The sequence below is a fragment of the Sodalis sp. RH21 genome, assembly GCF_047324175.1.
Classification (GTDB): Bacteria; Pseudomonadota; Gammaproteobacteria; order Enterobacterales; family Enterobacteriaceae; genus Acerihabitans.
Genome location: NZ_CP178732.1, coordinates 1,273,768 through 1,289,356, shown reverse-complemented (window position 1 = coordinate 1,289,356; position 15,589 = coordinate 1,273,768). Strand labels below are relative to the sequence as shown.

The window sequence follows — 15,589 nt, the reverse complement described above, 5'->3', positions numbered from 1 at the left end:
GCCGCTGCGTGACAAGGCGGGTTAAATCAAAGGAGAGCAATTAATGAAAACCAAGACCATCGCTGCACTGTTCGCCTGCACCGCCTTTGCGTTATGCAGCCTGCCGGCGTTGTCCCAGCCCGGCGGCTTTCACGGCGATGAGCCGCCCCCGCCCCCCAGCAAGCAGCAAAGCGGTTTCAAAGGTTCCGACGATGCCAAGCAAACCACCGTTGAGCAGGCCAAACGGATGAAAGATGACACCTGGGTCACCCTGCAGGGAAATATCGAGAAAAAAATTGGCGATGACCGCTACCAGTTCCGCGATCATACCGGCGCCATCGAGATTAAAGTGGAGAACAAGGCATGGAACGGCCAGGATGTGTCGCCCAAGGATTTGGTGGTCATCAGCGGCGAACTGGATAAAGACCGGCACGGCGATAAAGTAGACGTCAAGCATCTGCTGAAGCAGTAGCCCGGCCGGGGCCGGCGCGACGCCCGGCCCCGCGCGATCAGTACTCCTGATCCTCGATCAACCGTTTGCCCAGGGTCACGCTGTCGCCCAATTCATATTCCAGCTTCTCATACATGCCGATCACCGCCTCGTTGTCCTCGCGCACCATCAGGTGGATTTTCGGGCAGCCGCGCGCAATGAGCTTTTTCTCCAGGCGGCTGATCAGCGCGTTGGCGATGCCGCGTCCGCGGTAATCCGGATGTACGCCCAGATAATAGGCCGAGCCGCGGTGTCCGTCGTAGCCGCCCATAATGGAACCGACCAGCGCGCCGGACACCTCGGCCACCAGAAACAGGTCGGCGCCGCAATTGAGTTTGCGCTCGATATCCATTTCCGGATCGTTCCAGGGACGCAATAAGTCGCAGCGCTCCCAGAGCGTGATAACCTCTTCGAAATCATCTTGACGAAATACACGGATTTCCATAGTTGACCGCCGTAATTTCAAGCAAATGGACCTAATGGCTTGATTATCGCGTTATTTACCGCGAAGGCAAATAACATCGTGGCCATAACGGGCATTTCTTGCCGATTTTGATCGGCAGCGCGCCCAAGCTCGCGCCCGGCTAATATATTGCGCGGGTAATAGATGGAAATAGTTACCCGATCGCCCGCCGGGGAATAGTATGTTATACCCTAACCATTGCCGCCACTTTTGAGCGATCGGTTCGTTTTACCATGGATATAAAAAATTTTACGCTAGTGTCGTCCCTTACCGCGTTGCAGACCCGTCGCCAGATGCTGCTCTCCTGCCTGGCCGTGGCGGCTATCGCCAGTCGGCCGGGGTTTGCCGCCGGCGCCCTGCTGCCGGCCGGCCAGGGGGGCCCCAAGCCCGCCGGCGGTCCGCATTGCGTGATGATCGACCCCGGCCACGGCGGCATCGATCCGGGCGCCATCGGCCATCAGGGCGTCAAGGAAAAACATGTGGTGCTGGCGATCGCCAATAAAGTACGGGCCAACCTGGCGCAGCATGCCCATATCCAGACCCGCCTGACGCGCGAGCAGGACGAGTTTATTCCGCTGTTTCGCCGGGTGGAACTGGCGCACCAGCATCAGGCGGACCTGTTCGTGTCGATTCATGCCGATGGTTTTACCAGCCCGAGCGCCGCCGGCGCGTCGGTCTTCGCGCTGTCCAATCGCGGCGCCAGCAGCGCCATGGCCGGCTATTTGTCCCAAAAAGAGAACGCGGCCGACGACGTGGCCGGGGGCAAATACAAGGAACAGGATAATTATCTACAGCAGGTGTTGTTCGATCTGGTCCAGACCGATACCATCCGCAATAGCCTGACGCTGGGCCGCCATTTACTCAATCATATCAGGCCGGTGCACCAGCTCCACAGCCAGCATACCGAGCAGGCGGCGTTCGCGGTGCTGAAATCCGCGTCGATTCCGTCGGTGTTGGTGGAGACCTCCTTTATAACCAATCATCAGGAGGAGCAGTTGCTGGAAACCTCGGCGTTCCAGGATCGCATCGCGTTGGCCATCAGCAACGGCATCGTTGATTTCTTCGCCTATTTCGACGCCCACCAGCTGCGCGCCGGCTCCGCCGCGCACCGCTGAAGTTCCGCGCCGGTTGGTCGCGGACCGCCGCCGGGTTATACTGTCTCGCTCTGATACCTCCTGCGTCCGATTATTCACGCGCGGCGCCCGATCAACCATGAGCCGGCCTAATGAATCAACCCGATATCGGACACATCAAACTTTTTCTGCTAAACCTCCAGGATATCCTGTGCGACGCCCTGGCCGCCGCGGACGGCGGCGCCGGTTTTCAGGAGGATCGCTGGCAGCGGGGCGAAGGCGGCGGCGGCCGCACCCGGGTGTTGAATAAAGGCAAGGTGTTCGAACAGGCGGGGGTCAATTTTTCCCATGTCGAAGGCGCCCGCCTGCCAGCGTCCGCCACCGCCCACCGCCCCGAGCTGGCGGGCCGCGCGTTCCAGGCCATGGGCGTTTCGCTGGTGGTCCACCCCGAAAACCCCTACGTCCCCACCAGCCATGCCAACGTGCGTTTTTTTAGCGCTGAAAAACCCGGCGCCGAGCCGGTATGGTGGTTTGGCGGCGGTTTTGATCTGACGCCGTTCTACGGCTTTACCGCAGACGCGGTACATTGGCACCAAACCGCCCACGATCTCTGCCGCCCTTTTGGCGCCGAGGTCTACCCCCGTTATAAAACCTGGTGCGACGACTACTTTTTCTTAAAGCATCGCCAGGAAGCGCGCGGCATCGGCGGACTGTTTTTCGACGATCTCAATACGCCCGATTTTGATCGGGCCTATGCTTTTACCCGCGCCGTCGGCCACGGCTACCTGGACGCCTACCTGCCCATAGTGCAGCGGCGCAAGGATCTGCCCTGGGGCGAAAGGGAACGCCGGTTTCAACTGTACCGCCGCGGGCGCTACGTGGAGTTCAATCTGGTCTGGGATCGCGGTACGCTGTTCGGGCTGCAATCCGGCGGACGCACCGAATCCATACTGATGTCCATGCCGCCGCTGGTGCGCTGGGAATATGATTATCAACCGGAACCGGAGAGTCCGGAAGCGGCGCTGTACCGGGATTTTCTGCCGGTACGCGATTGGCTGCCACAGGGAGAGAACTAATGGCGATTTGGGTTGATGCGGATGCCTGCCCCAAAGTTATCAAAGAGATTTTATTTCGCGCCGCGCAGCGCCAATCGATCCAGGTGACGCTGGTGGCGAATCAAACGCTGGCGGTGCCGCCGTCGCCGTTTATCCGCACCCTGCGCGTAGGCGCCGGATTCGACGTGGCCGATAATGAAATCGTCCGCCGGGTCGGCCCGGGCGATTTGGTGATCACCGCCGATATCCCGCTGGCGGCGGAAGTGCTGGAAAAAGGCGCGGTGGCGCTTAATCCGCGCGGCGAGCTGTATCGGCCGGAGACGATTCGCGAGCGGCTGACCATGCGCGACTTTATGGATACCCTGCGCGCCAGCGGCATCCAGACCGGCGGTCCGCCGCCGCTGAGCCAGCGCGAGCGCCAGGAGTTCGCCCGCGAACTGGACCGCTGGCTACAACAGCAGGCTAAAGCCTGATGCGCCCCAGGGGAAATAGGGGCCGGCATCGATTTTGACCATCATAATAATCAGAAAAAGCGTATTTCATTCTGCGTCTTGTTGAGGCAGTGTTATTCTTAAGTTAATGGTAACTTATTCTTGGTGTCGTGTTTCCTTCATGGAGTTGAGAAATGAATCAGTTAGAAGCTTTAAAACAGTTTACTACCGTCGTGGCCGACAGCGGCGATATTGAGTCGATCCGCCATTACACGCCGCAGGATGCCACCACCAATCCGTCGCTGATTCTCAAGGCCGCCAGCCTGACCGCTTATCAGCCGCTGTTCGAAGACGCGCTGGCCTATGCCCGCAAGCAGGGCGGCAACCGCGAAACCCAGATCATCAATGCCAGCGACAAGCTGGCGGTGAATATCGGCGTGGAGATCCTCAAAAGCGTCCCCGGCCGCGTCTCCACCGAAGTGGATGCCCGCCTGTCCTTTGATCGCGGCATGTGCGTGGCCAAGGCCCGTAAACTGGTTGGCCTCTATCAGGAACAAGGCATCGACAAATCCCGCATTCTGATCAAACTGGCATCCACCTGGGAAGGAATCAAAGCGGCGGAAGAGCTGGAGCGTGAAGGCATCAACTGCAACCTGACCCTGCTGTTCTCCTTCGCCCAGGCCCGCGCCTGCGCCGAAGCCGGGGTCTATCTGATTTCGCCTTTCGTTGGCCGTATTTATGACTGGTACAATCAGCGTAAGCCAATGAATCCCTATGATGTAGAGCAGGACCCGGGCGTGAAGTCGGTCCGCGCCATCTATGACTACTATAAACAGCATCGCTACCAGACTGTGATCATGGGCGCCAGCTTCCGTAAAACCGAGCAAATCCTGGCCCTGGCCGGCTGCGATCGCCTGACCATTTCCCCGAATCTGTTGGAAGAACTGCATAACAGCGAAGAACCTGTCGAACGCAAGCTTTCCCCTTCCACCGAAGGATATCACCAGCCGGCGCCGCTGTCGGAACCCGAATTCCGCTGGGAACATAACCAGGACCCGATGGCCGTTGATAAACTGGCCGAAGGTATCCGTCAGTTCGCGGTGGACCAGCAGAGCCTGGAAGATCTTCTTTCGGCAAAACTGTAATCTTTGGAGCCTTCAATGACCTCTCGTAAAGTGCTTGCCAATGCCATCCGTGCGTTAAGCATGGATGCTGTCCAAAAAGCCAATTCCGGCCATCCCGGTGCCCCGATGGGCATGGCGGATATCGCCGAAGTGCTGTGGCGCGATTATCTGGTGCATAACCCATCCAATCCGAAATGGATGGATCGCGACCGGTTTATCCTGTCCAACGGTCACGGTTCGATGCTGCTTTACAGCTTGCTGCATCTCACCGGCTATAACCTGCCGATCTCCGAACTGAAAAATTTCCGCCAGCTGCATTCAAAAACCCCGGGCCATCCGGAGTACGGCTATACCGACGGCGTGGAAACCACCACCGGCCCCCTGGGCCAGGGCATCGCCAATGCGGTGGGTATCGCCATCGCCGAACGTACCCTGGCGGCGCAGTTCAACCGTCCGGGCCATGACATCGTCGATCACCATACCTATGTGTTTTTAGGCGACGGCTGCATGATGGAAGGCATCTCCCACGAAGTCTGCTCCCTGGCCGGCACCATGAAGCTGGGCAAACTGGTGGCCTTTTACGATGATAACGGCATCTCCATCGACGGCCACGTGGAAGGCTGGTTTAGCGACGACACCGCCGGGCGCTTTGAAGCCTACGGCTGGCACGTGGTGCGCCACGTGGACGGCCATGACAGCGAAGCCATCAAAGCCGCCATTGAAGAAGCGCGCACCGTTACCGACCGCCCTTCCCTGCTGCTGTGTAAAACGGTAATCGCCTTCGGGTCGCCGAATAAAGCCGGCACCCACGGCGCGCACGGCGCACCGCTGGGCAATGACGAAATCGCCGCCACCCGCCTACAGCTGGGCTGGAACGAGCCGCCGTTTGTGATCCCGCAAGAGGTCTATGACGGCTGGGACGCCAAACGGGCCGGCGCCGAACGCGAGGCCGCCTGGAACGAGAAATTCGCGGCTTATGAACACGCCTTCCCGGAGCTGGCGGCGGAGTTCAAACGCCGCACCACCGGTAAGTTGCCTGACGGCTGGCAGCAGCAGAGCCAGGCCTATATCGAAAAGCTGCAGGCCAACCCGGCGAATATCGCCAGCCGTAAAGCCTCGCAAAATGCCCTGGAAGCCTATGGTCCGCTGTTGCCGGAACTGCTGGGCGGCTCCGCCGACCTGGCGCCCAGCAACCTGACCATCTGGTCGAAATCCGTCTCCATCGCCGACGACGCATCGGGCAACTATATCCATTACGGCGTGCGCGAGTTCGGTATGACCGCCATCGCCAACGGTATCGCCCATCACGGCGGTTTTGTGCCGTATACCGCCACCTTCCTGATGTTCGTCGAGTATGCCCGCAACGCGGTGCGCATGGCGGCGCTGATGAAAGCCCGGCAAATTATGGTGTATACCCATGACTCCATCGGCCTGGGCGAGGACGGCCCGACGCACCAGCCGGTCGAACAGCTGGCCAGCCTGCGGCTGACGCCGAATATGAGCACCTGGCGCCCGTGCGATCAGGTGGAGTCCGCCGTGGCCTGGCAGCAGGCCATCGAGCGCCATGACGGCCCCACCGCGCTGATCCTTTCGCGCCAGAACCTGGCGCAGCAGGATCGTACGCCGCAGCAGTTGGCGGATATCGCCCGCGGCGGTTATATCCTCAAGGATGCCGACGGACAGCCGGAGCTGATTATCATCGCCACCGGTTCGGAAGTGGAGCTGGCGGTAGCCGCCTGGGAAAAACTGACCGGCGAAGGCCGCAAGGTCCGGGTCGTCTCCCTGCCGTCCACCGACGTATTCGATGCGCAGGACGCGGCCTATCGCGAAGCCGTGCTGCCCCATGGGGTTGCGGCGCGCCTGGCCATTGAAGCGGGTATTGCCGATTATTGGTACAAATATGTCGGCCTGAACGGCGCCATCGTCGGCATGACCACCTTCGGCGAATCGGCCCCTGCCGAAGAGCTGTTCAAAGTGTTCGGTTTTACCATCGAAAACGTGCTGGATAAAGCGCGCGGCTTGCTGAAATAAGCCTGCGTTAGCAGTAAATCAATGCCGGCCGGTTAACCCCGGACGGCATTTTTTTTATGCGGCCGCGCTTTTTTGCTGCCGATCGCGCCGCGCCGCCCACAAACCGGCAACCCATTTCACCCCTTTAGCGGTGAACCTGGCCTGGGAAAAGGCATGGCGGTTGGCGCCGGTGCCCATATGCAGCTCAAAACGCCCCGCGTCGAGGTGCTGCTGGTGAGGCGTCAAGATTCCCGCAAGACGATACATAATCTGGCGTTCCAGCAAAAACTGCCGGAAATCCGCTTCTTTCACCTTGAGCAATTTGCATACCTGGCGAAACCCCATGGCCCCGTCCACCTGCACGTAGCGGTCGAAAAAGTCCGCTTTCGGCGCTAGCAGGTCAAGATGTTTTTCCAGCGCCTGACGCCGCTCGTACTCCTGCGCCCAGGCGCGGGCCGCGACCGCCGGGTTGGTGAAATCGGGCAGATCGTGCAGCAGTTCGCGTTCATGCCAGCGATCGAGCGCCACCGAGGTGAAGGTGGGCGACAGGCGGGCGATAACCATCAGGGAGTCGCGCTTGTTGAGCAGGTACTCCTGCCGGGTTTCACCCTGGTACTGGTAGTCCACCGGCCGCAGGGGCTGGGTTAAGCGCTGGGCCGTTTCCAGGCTGCCGATCAGGCGTTTTACTTCACCATGGGACGTCCCAATCAGTTCAGCCAGTTCCCGGCTGCTCATTGAGACCGTTTGATGAGGGGATTCAAAACCCGCTGCGGATATCATCATAGCTTTCACCATTCTAATGTCAGGACACACCGGCTCCGTAGAGCAGTGTAATAAATATACAGCACACCTGTGTATTTATCCAGTCCTTTGGTAAAGTAAGCCGCAACGGTTCCGCGCCAGGCGCTTATCCTTTCAGCCAGCCTTTGATTTGCGCATGCTGCAACAGCATAATGGTTTTGCCGTCCCTGATGCGGCCGTCCCCCACCATGGCCAGGGCCTCGCCGAAGGGGATCTCCAGCACTTCGATATCCTCATCTTCGATACCGCCGCCGCTATTGTCGCGCAGCGACTCGTTATATTCGGCGGCGAAAAAATGTACTATCTCGGTGACGCCCCCGGGGGACATATACGCGGAAAACACCTTTTCCACCTGGCCCACGGCATATCCGGTCTCTTCAATCGCCTCCCGCCTGATGCACTCTTCCGGCGAATTGTCGTCCAGCAAACCGGCGCAGGTTTCCAGCAACATCCCGGTGGGGTTGCCATTAACATAGGTGGGCATGCGGAACTGGCGAATAAGCACCACGCTATTTTTGACGCGGTTATAGAGCAGGATAGTGGCGCCGTTGCCGCGATCGTAAACTTCGCGCATCTGCCGTACCGTGCCGCCGTCTTTTCTCTTGAGATCGAATAAAAATTTCCGCAGGATAAACCAGTGATCGGATAACAACTTATTTTCGATGATTTTTACATTCAACGGCATAATATCCTCGATAGACTCATTGGAAACGACAATTCAGCCGGCGATCATAACGCAAAGCGCGGGTAAGCACAGAGCAATTCACGGTAAAAATCCGCTACATCCTGTGGCCATGGGCCTGGCACAGTAAAACAACCCCATCACTTTTTTACATGATCTCCTTTTTTTCTTCACGTTTTATACCCTGCCGGCGGGTAAAGTATCCTCACAAAGGTGCTTAACGATTTCTGCGAATTGGCCTTATCATTACGGAACAATCGCCCTGGGGTTTTATTGAATGGCTAACTTTTTTATCGATCGCCCGATTTTCGCGTGGGTGTTGGCGATTATCGTTGCTTTAACCGGCACCATGGCCATCTTTACGCTTCCGATTGAGCAGTATCCGAAATTAACTCCGCCCACCATACGCATCACCGCCAAATATCCCGGCGCCTCGGCCAAGACGTTGGAAAATGCCGTCACGCAAATTATCGAACAAAACATGACCGGCCTGGATAATCTGCTCTATATGGCCTCGCAAAGCAGCAATACCGGCCAGGCCACCACTACCCTGACATTCCTGGCGGGCACCGATCCCAACGAAGCGATGCAGGAAGTGCAAAACCAATTACAGGTGGCGCAGCGCCGGCTGCCCCAGGCGGTGCAAACGCAAGGCATCACCGTGACCAAAACCGGCGACAGTAATTTGATGATGGTGGCCTTCGTGTCCACCGACGGTTCGATGGATAAGTCGGACATCGCCGATTATATGGTCAGCAATTTGCAAGAACCGCTGAGCCGGGTGAGCGGCGTCGGTTCCATAGACGCCTACGGTTCGCAGTACTCCATGCGCATCTGGCTCAATCCCGACGCCCTGAATAATTACCAGCTCACCACCAGCGATGTCGTCTCGGCGATCGAGGCGCAAAACAGCCAGGTGGCGGTCGGCCAGCTCGGCGGCACCCCGGCGGTGGACGGGCAGGCGTTGAACGCGACCATCAATGCCCAGGCGCAATTGCAGACACCGGAACAGTTTCGCGCCATCACCCTGCGGGTAAACACCGACGGCTCCACGGTTACCCTGGGCGAGGTGGCGACCGTGGAACTGGGGTCGGAAAACTACGATTATCTGACCCGGTATAACGGCCAGGCCGCCGCGGGGATGGGCATTAAATTGGCCTCCGGCGCCAATGAGCTCGATACCAATAAGCAGGTAAAGCAGAAACTCGCGGAACTGGCCCCGTTTTTTCCCCACGGGCTAAAGGCCGAAATCGCCTATGAAACGGCGCCGTTTGTCACCGCGTCCATCGAGGACGTGGTAAAAACGCTGCTGGAAGCCATCGTATTGGTATTTTTGGTGATGTATCTGTTTTTGCAGAATTTCCGCGCGACGTTGATTCCCACCATCGCCGTGCCGGTGGTGTTGCTCGGCACTTTCGCCGTGCTATCCGCCAGCGGTTTCAGTATCAACACCCTGACCATGTTCGCCATGGTGCTGGCCATCGGCCTGCTGGTGGATGACGCCATCGTGGTGGTGGAAAATGTCGAGCGCGTGATGAGCGCGGAGGGCCTTTCCCCGCGGGAGGCGACGCGCAAATCCATGGGGCAGATCCAGGGCGCCCTGGTCGGCATCGCGCTGGTGCTGTCGGCGGTATTTGTGCCCATGGCGTTTTTTGGCGGCACCACCGGCGCCATTTACCGGCAATTCTCGGTAACGATTGTCGCGGCCATGGTCTTGTCGGTGCTGGTGGCCTTGATATTAACCCCGGCGTTATGCGCCACCCTGCTTAAACCCGTCCCCAAGAATCACCAGCACGCGCAGCGGGGATTTTTCGGCTGGTTCAACCGTTATTTCGACAAAGGCGCCGAGCGGTATCAGCGGGGCGTGACGCGGTTATTGCAGCGCAGCGCGCGCTGGTTATTGCTGTACGGCCTGCTGCTGGCCGGCATGGCGCTGCTGTTTTTACATTTGCCCACCTCGTTTTTACCCCAGGAAGATCGCGGGGTATTTATGGGCCAGGTGCAGTTGCCCACCGGTTCCACCCAGGGACAAACCCTTAAAGTGGTCAGCCAGGTGGAACAATATTTCCTGACTAAAGAAAAAAATAACGTTCTGTCGGTATTCTCCACCATCGGCGCCGGCCCCGGCGGCAACGGGCAGAATGTCGCCCGCCTGTTTATCAGGCTTAAAGGCTGGGACGATCGTCCCGGTGACGACCGCTCCGCGTCGGCTATTATCGCGCGGGCCACCAAAGCCTTTAACCAGATTCCCGAAGCGCGGGTGCTGGCCAATAATCCCCCGGCCATTTCCGGGCTGGGCAACGCCGCCGGTTTCGATATGATGCTGGAGGATAAAGCCGCCCAGGGCCATGCGGCGTTGATGCAGGCGCGCGATCAATTATTGGCCAGTGCGGCCGCCTCTCCCCTGCTCTCACGCGTGCGGCACAACGGGCTCGACGACAGCCCTCAATTGCAGATCGATATCGATCAACGCAAGGCCCAAAGCCTCGGGGTGGCCATCGCCGATATCAACGACACGCTGCAAACCGCCTGGGGGTCGAACTATGTAAATGATTTTATCGACCGCGGCCGGGTTAAGCGGGTCTATGTCCAGGCGGCGGCCAAATACCGGATGCTGCCGGAAGATATCAATCGCTGGTACGTGCGTAACGGCACCGGCGGCATGGTGCCTTTCTCGGCGTTCGCCACCTCCCATTGGGAATATGGCTCGCCGCGGCTGGAACGCTACAACGGCATCCCCTCCCTGGAAATCGTCGGCGAAGCGGCGGAGGGCGTAAGTAACGGTACGGCGATGGACTTGATGGAGAAATTGGTCGCGCAGTTGCCTAACGGCATGGGGCTGGAGTGGACCGCGATGTCCTATCAGGAACGCCTGTCCGGCGCCCAGGCCCCGGCGTTATACGCCATTTCGCTGCTGGTGGTGTTTTTAAGCCTGGCGGCATTATACGAAAGCTGGTCGATTCCGTTTTCCGTCATGCTGGTGGTCCCGCTGGGCGTGGTCGGCGCCCTGGCGGCCACCTGGATGCGCGGGCTGGAAAATGACGTCTATTTCCAGGTGGGCCTGCTGACGGTGATCGGTCTGTCGGCGAAAAACGCCATTCTGATCGTCGAATTCGCCAATGAACTGAATCAGCGGGGCCAAGGCCTGATTGAAGCCACCCTGCATGCGTCGCGCCTGCGGTTAAGGCCTATATTGATGACCTCCCTGGCATTTGTCTTCGGCGTGTTGCCGATGGCCATCAGCCGCGGGGCGGGGTCTGCCAGCCAGCATGCGGTGGGCACCGGCGTTATCGGCGGCATGATTTCCGCCACGGTGCTGGCGATATTTTTCATTCCGCTGTTTTTTGTGCTGATTCGCCGCCGGTTCCCGGCCAAAGAGCATCCTGATACGGGCATCAGCCTGCTGCCGGAAGATGTGGATACCGATACGCTTTAAGCCCAGCGCCGGCTCAAACGGCAAAAAGCAAAGGCCACCTTTACGGGGTGGCCTTGGTGTAATGTGCGATTATTCCATTAAGACTGCGGTGATTCATTGAAACTGCTATCGAGACTTCTCGTGCCTGGTTTACGATTAACGAAAGACCTGCGCAGTTATTTTCTCAGCATCGCTTCGATGAAAGCTTTCCAATTGACTAACTCTGTATCTATCATACCCTGCCTCTCTTTTCTTGTGCGCTTATTATACAAATTTTTCGGGATAATAATAGAGCGCAAAGGGTAAATTAAATTAACTCTTGTTTACCTGGATCACAAATCATAATAATTATTCGAACCGGGATGCACTATATTGATGCAATGAGTCCAGGCCGTAAAATATTATTATTAGCACATGTTAATTGATTGATCGTTCTGTAAAAAGGTGCATTGAATTAAGACTCCCCTTCGCAACATTTTAATGCTTTTGGCTTAACCGGCGTAGGCCGCTTGGCGGCGTTGCCGATGCCTAAATAAAGCCAGGCATTTGCACAAACGCCGATCTATAAGCTTTTCTTATATTTTATCGCTATATAGGACCACTCAAAATAGCTTGACGCAGTTGCATTTACTTTACGCCCATAGTAGAAATGGCCTGGATTTACTACGCCATTAAAATATAATCCCTCTCCGGCAGGATAGTCGATCCCCACTACTGAAAATCCCAATGGGGGCAACCGAGCCTGACCTGATATGAAACGTTATCTCCTTGTGTCAGGATGCTTGTCACCCTTTATCCAAAAACCGGGCTAAAATCTGCAGCGTAAACGCTAATAATGGTTTCAACTCCGTTGACAGCTACCGCCCGCGATTTCCCCTGCCAGACGGAGCGTGCAACGCGAGTTCTCCGATCGGTTATTTTTTCAAAAATGGCGATCTAGATTTAAATTTTTCTTAGAAGGGCGTTTTCAAGAATTCAAATCCTTCATAATTTGTGTAAATATCTAACTTTGTCTCGTCATCTTTATAGCCTGCTGATTCCAAATTGTATAATGCCCCATTAGCGCCTAAAAATGGAGCGGCACGAGAAAATCCATCAGGAGCAAAACCGATACATATTAAGGGTAAGGAAACTTGGGAAAGATAAGATCTATTTTTTAATTCTTGAAATGAGCCATTTCTATTCGATACAGGCCATATTCTTGTCGCAGAGTTTTTCTTATCAATACTTGTTATAAAACATCCACCATCTATTTGGCCTTGATGAAATAATCCATTTAGTTTATTTATAGCTCTGAATGAGCTCGCAACATTCCCTGTCTCAAATTCAACGCCAATTTTATAACGATAGGATACGTATTTCTTTTCAAAAAGATGTTTTATACTTTCAAGCGATGGTAGATTAAAACAGAATCTATCGGCATACATGCCATAAAACATTGGAAATAAATTATAAATGACACTTTCCGAAAGATTTTTATATTTAATATATTCAAAGGCCACATCCAATATCCGTTTTTTATCTGTTACTTTATATGCAAGCCCATTGTATTCAATATTTATAAAGCCATCGATCCTTTGTGAAGATAGGCTGGTTTCTCCTAGACAATCAGGCAGCAGGCTTAGATTTCTTTGAAATTTATTCGATATGTAAGATGCAGAATTCATAACACAAGGTGTAATTCTATTATTATTTTGTTTTCTCAAAAATGAAGAATCATTAATTATAAATCTATCTTCGATAGTTTTTATTTCATTTAACGCATGAATAACATTTGTTTTAACCGTTTCGGCTATCTCATTCGGAAGAAATCCATCGTCTAACTCTATATTAGTTATCATTATCAACCTCAATATCTTTAAGAAACACCTCTATAGGAATTTCTAAAATTGTCAGTATTTGAAGAAGTTGATACAGGGAGATGTGTTGCCTACCGTTTTCAATACGTGATAAGGTTGCTCTATCAATACCAGTAGCATTCTGGATATCATTTTGACTGAGCCCCATATGGGATCGCACAATCATTAACCTGGTGCCCACTGCCGATGCAAAAGATTTTTTGTTGATTTTCATCAATTTATCAATCCATTTTGTCATTTTCCATAAGATGTTAACAGGCGATGGACTATGAGGGAGTGACAGATTCTCACGATTATGAGATGCTATATGCAGAGTGAGTTTATAAAAGCGTGGTTTATGAAATGAGTTATTCTGATCAATTGCTTAAAACCTTGGGGAAAGTTGATTCTAGCACTAAAACCTATAATGAAATAAGTAAGAGAACATCGATTCCTCTCGAACGACTTAGATATTATAATCAAAAAAATATCATGCCTAGTGGGAATGATCTTTCTTTGCTGTGTCGTGAATATAATGTTACCCCATTGCATTTTCAATTAAATATGGGTCATATGGATATGGATACATTGGGATTGATTCAAAAAAACGCCTCATTAATATATAATGTATTAAATCATTCCAGTTCAGAAAAAAAAGATAATAATAATAAAGATGAACCTATCGTAGCACTACAAACTCAAAATGGAACTTTGTATCATGGCGACTGCTTGAATATTAGCAAAACAATAAGCAGTGATACAATTGATATGATATTTGCTGATCCTCCATTTAATCTTGATAAACTTTATCCTTCAAAAATGGACGATAACTTAAAGGAGGAAGAGTATATCAAGTGGAGTCATCGATGGCTAGATGAATGTATTCGTATATTAAAACCCGGGGGTTCGTTATTTCTATGGAACTTACCTATATGGAATAGTAAGATAGCAAATTTCTTACATGGTAGGCTTAATTTTAAGCATTGGATAGCTGTTGATATGAAAAACAACATGCCGATACAAGGACGGTTATACCCTTCACATTATTCTCTTTTGTATTTCATTAAGGGAGAAAAGGCGAATACATTTGAACCGGATAGGTTGCCGGCGCAAACTTGCCCTAAATGCTTCGGTGATCTTAAGGATTACGGGGGATATAAAAGAAAAATGAATCCTCTTGGTGTTAATCTTACTGATGTTTGGTATGACATCCCCCCCGTTAGGCACAGAAAATATAAGAAAAGGAATGGGGCTAATGAATTAAGCATTAAAATACTTGATAGGATCATTGAGTTGTCAACTAAAGAAGGTGATTTAGTTTTTGATCCTTTTGGCGGTTCCGGTACAACTTATATAATTGCAGAAATTAAAAATAGAAAATGGATTGGCTCCGAAATTGATAACTGCGAAGTTATTAAGGACCGTTTTGATAATATTTCTGAAGACAAGCAGCATTTAGTGAATATCCGTGAAAAACTAAACTCTCTTTTTCCTCCTGCCATTAGGCGAGAAAGAGAAAAAAATGGATTATGGACTGTAGAAAGTATTAGGGGAAATGGCACTCACGATTTAAAAAATCAATCTAGCGAGAAAACTATTGAGCCAGTCCAACAACTAAAATTTATTGAAGATGATATGGGTGACTCATAGACGTTATTTCAAGCTTTTCGGTTCAGGATTAAGCTTGCAATTCTGCACTTGTATACGCTCTTCGTTATGTTGATGGTTTACATAGAAGTCATCGGGGTTTTACCATTGCGCGACCTACTTCCCACTGGTTAATCCGCCGCCAGAGTAGTAATATTTATCATTAAAAGATGAAATTTGTAGGTAGCATTTTTTCATGATTGATAAAACTAACAAAATGTCATTTACGCTCTACGGCATTAAAAACTGCGATACCATTAAAAAGGCCCGCCGCTGGCTGGATGAGCGCCGGGTCGATTACCGGTTCCATGATTACCGCCGCGACGGCGTCGCCCGCGCAATGTTGCAAGGGTTTATCGATCGGGCGGGCTGGCAGGCGCTGCTTAATACCCGCGGCACCACCTGGCGCAAGCTGAGCGAGGAGCAGCGGCAGGCGGCGGATGGGGCCGCGGGGGCGCTGGAACTGATGCTAAGCCAGCCGGCCGTGATTAAACGTCCGGTATTGGAAGATGTGAATGGACGGCTATTGGTGGGCTTTAACCCCGACGACTATCAGCAATTCACCACCAGGGAGGCCTGAA

15 protein-coding genes are annotated in these 15,589 nt (G+C 53.6%); 9 read left to right on the top strand and 6 right to left on the bottom strand.

Going from position 1 to position 15,589, the window contains the following annotated elements; translation table 11 throughout:
• Positions 1–43 precede the first annotated feature (43 nt).
• Entirely contained in the window at positions 44–451 is a 408-nt protein-coding gene (locus ACL2XP_RS05970; RefSeq protein WP_413737661.1) for a YgiW/YdeI family stress tolerance OB fold protein, read from the top strand.
• 37 nt (positions 452–488) lie between these two features.
• Here ACL2XP_RS05970 and ACL2XP_RS05965 read toward each other — a convergent pair whose 3' ends face one another.
• On the bottom strand, positions 489–914 hold the full coding sequence (locus tag ACL2XP_RS05965; RefSeq protein WP_413737660.1) for a GNAT family acetyltransferase: 426 nt from the start codon (positions 912–914) through the stop codon (positions 489–491).
• 251 nt (positions 915–1,165) lie between these two features.
• Here ACL2XP_RS05965 and amiA point away from each other — a divergent pair, with 251 nt between their 5' ends.
• The 5 genes from amiA (at position 1,166) to tkt (ending at position 6,646) form a co-directional block, all read left to right on the top strand.
• Positions 1,166–2,047, top strand: a complete 882-nt coding sequence (gene amiA, locus ACL2XP_RS05960; RefSeq protein ID WP_413737659.1) for an N-acetylmuramoyl-L-alanine amidase AmiA — start codon at positions 1,166–1,168, stop codon at positions 2,045–2,047.
• A gap of 110 nt (positions 2,048–2,157) precedes the next feature.
• The gene (hemF, locus tag ACL2XP_RS05955) at positions 2,158–3,081 is read left to right on the top strand and encodes an oxygen-dependent coproporphyrinogen oxidase (protein ID WP_413737658.1); all 924 of its coding nucleotides are present in this window, start codon (positions 2,158–2,160) and stop codon (positions 3,079–3,081) included.
• On the top strand, positions 3,081–3,533 hold the full coding sequence (locus ACL2XP_RS05950) for a YaiI/YqxD family protein (RefSeq protein WP_413737657.1): 453 nt from the start codon (positions 3,081–3,083) through the stop codon (positions 3,531–3,533). Before hemF ends, ACL2XP_RS05950 begins: the two co-directional genes overlap by 1 nt.
• Positions 3,534–3,685: 152 nt before the next feature.
• On the top strand, positions 3,686–4,636 hold the full coding sequence (tal, locus tag ACL2XP_RS05945) for a transaldolase (protein ID WP_413737656.1): 951 nt from the start codon (positions 3,686–3,688) through the stop codon (positions 4,634–4,636).
• Between the two features lie 15 nt (positions 4,637–4,651).
• Positions 4,652–6,646, top strand: a complete 1,995-nt coding sequence (tkt, locus tag ACL2XP_RS05940) for a transketolase (RefSeq protein WP_413737655.1) — start codon at positions 4,652–4,654, stop codon at positions 6,644–6,646.
• A gap of 54 nt (positions 6,647–6,700) precedes the next feature.
• Here tkt and ACL2XP_RS05935 read toward each other — a convergent pair whose 3' ends face one another.
• On the bottom strand, positions 6,701–7,408 hold the full coding sequence (locus ACL2XP_RS05935) for a phage antirepressor KilAC domain-containing protein (RefSeq protein WP_413737654.1): 708 nt from the start codon (positions 7,406–7,408) through the stop codon (positions 6,701–6,703).
• Between the two features lie 124 nt (positions 7,409–7,532).
• Positions 7,533–8,111 carry a GDP-mannose pyrophosphatase NudK gene (gene nudK, locus ACL2XP_RS05930; RefSeq protein WP_413737653.1) on the bottom strand — a complete coding sequence of 193 codons (579 nt, stop codon included), beginning with the start codon at positions 8,109–8,111 and terminating at the stop codon, positions 7,533–7,535.
• A gap of 274 nt (positions 8,112–8,385) precedes the next feature.
• On the opposite strand from nudK, the gene acrD reads away from it, so the two are divergent.
• Complete coding sequence (gene acrD, locus ACL2XP_RS05925) at positions 8,386–11,544, top strand: multidrug efflux RND transporter permease AcrD (protein WP_413737652.1); 3,159 nt, start codon at positions 8,386–8,388, stop codon at positions 11,542–11,544.
• A gap of 155 nt (positions 11,545–11,699) precedes the next feature.
• Here the strand turns inward: acrD and ypfM are convergent, their stop codons facing one another.
• From ypfM to ACL2XP_RS05910, 3 genes are all read right to left on the bottom strand, one after another.
• Entirely contained in the window at positions 11,700–11,759 is a 60-nt protein-coding gene (gene ypfM / locus ACL2XP_RS05920; protein WP_413739096.1) for a protein YpfM, read from the bottom strand.
• Positions 11,760–12,476: 717 nt separating this feature from the next.
• The gene (locus ACL2XP_RS05915) at positions 12,477–13,364 is read right to left on the bottom strand and encodes a hypothetical protein (RefSeq protein ID WP_413737651.1); all 888 of its coding nucleotides are present in this window, start codon (positions 13,362–13,364) and stop codon (positions 12,477–12,479) included.
• The gene (locus ACL2XP_RS05910; protein WP_413737649.1) at positions 13,354–13,596 is read right to left on the bottom strand and encodes a helix-turn-helix domain-containing protein; all 243 of its coding nucleotides are present in this window, start codon (positions 13,594–13,596) and stop codon (positions 13,354–13,356) included. Before ACL2XP_RS05910 ends, ACL2XP_RS05915 begins: the two co-directional genes overlap by 11 nt.
• A 128-nt stretch (positions 13,597–13,724) precedes the next feature.
• On the opposite strand from ACL2XP_RS05910, the gene ACL2XP_RS05905 reads away from it, so the two are divergent.
• Together ACL2XP_RS05905 and ACL2XP_RS05900 are read left to right on the top strand one after the other, a co-directional pair.
• Complete coding sequence (locus tag ACL2XP_RS05905) at positions 13,725–15,011, top strand: DNA-methyltransferase (protein WP_413737648.1); 1,287 nt, start codon at positions 13,725–13,727, stop codon at positions 15,009–15,011.
• Between the two features lie 214 nt (positions 15,012–15,225).
• Complete coding sequence (locus ACL2XP_RS05900) at positions 15,226–15,588, top strand: ArsC family reductase (RefSeq protein WP_413739095.1); 363 nt, start codon at positions 15,226–15,228, stop codon at positions 15,586–15,588.
• The last annotated feature ends 1 nt before the right edge of the window (position 15,589 follow it).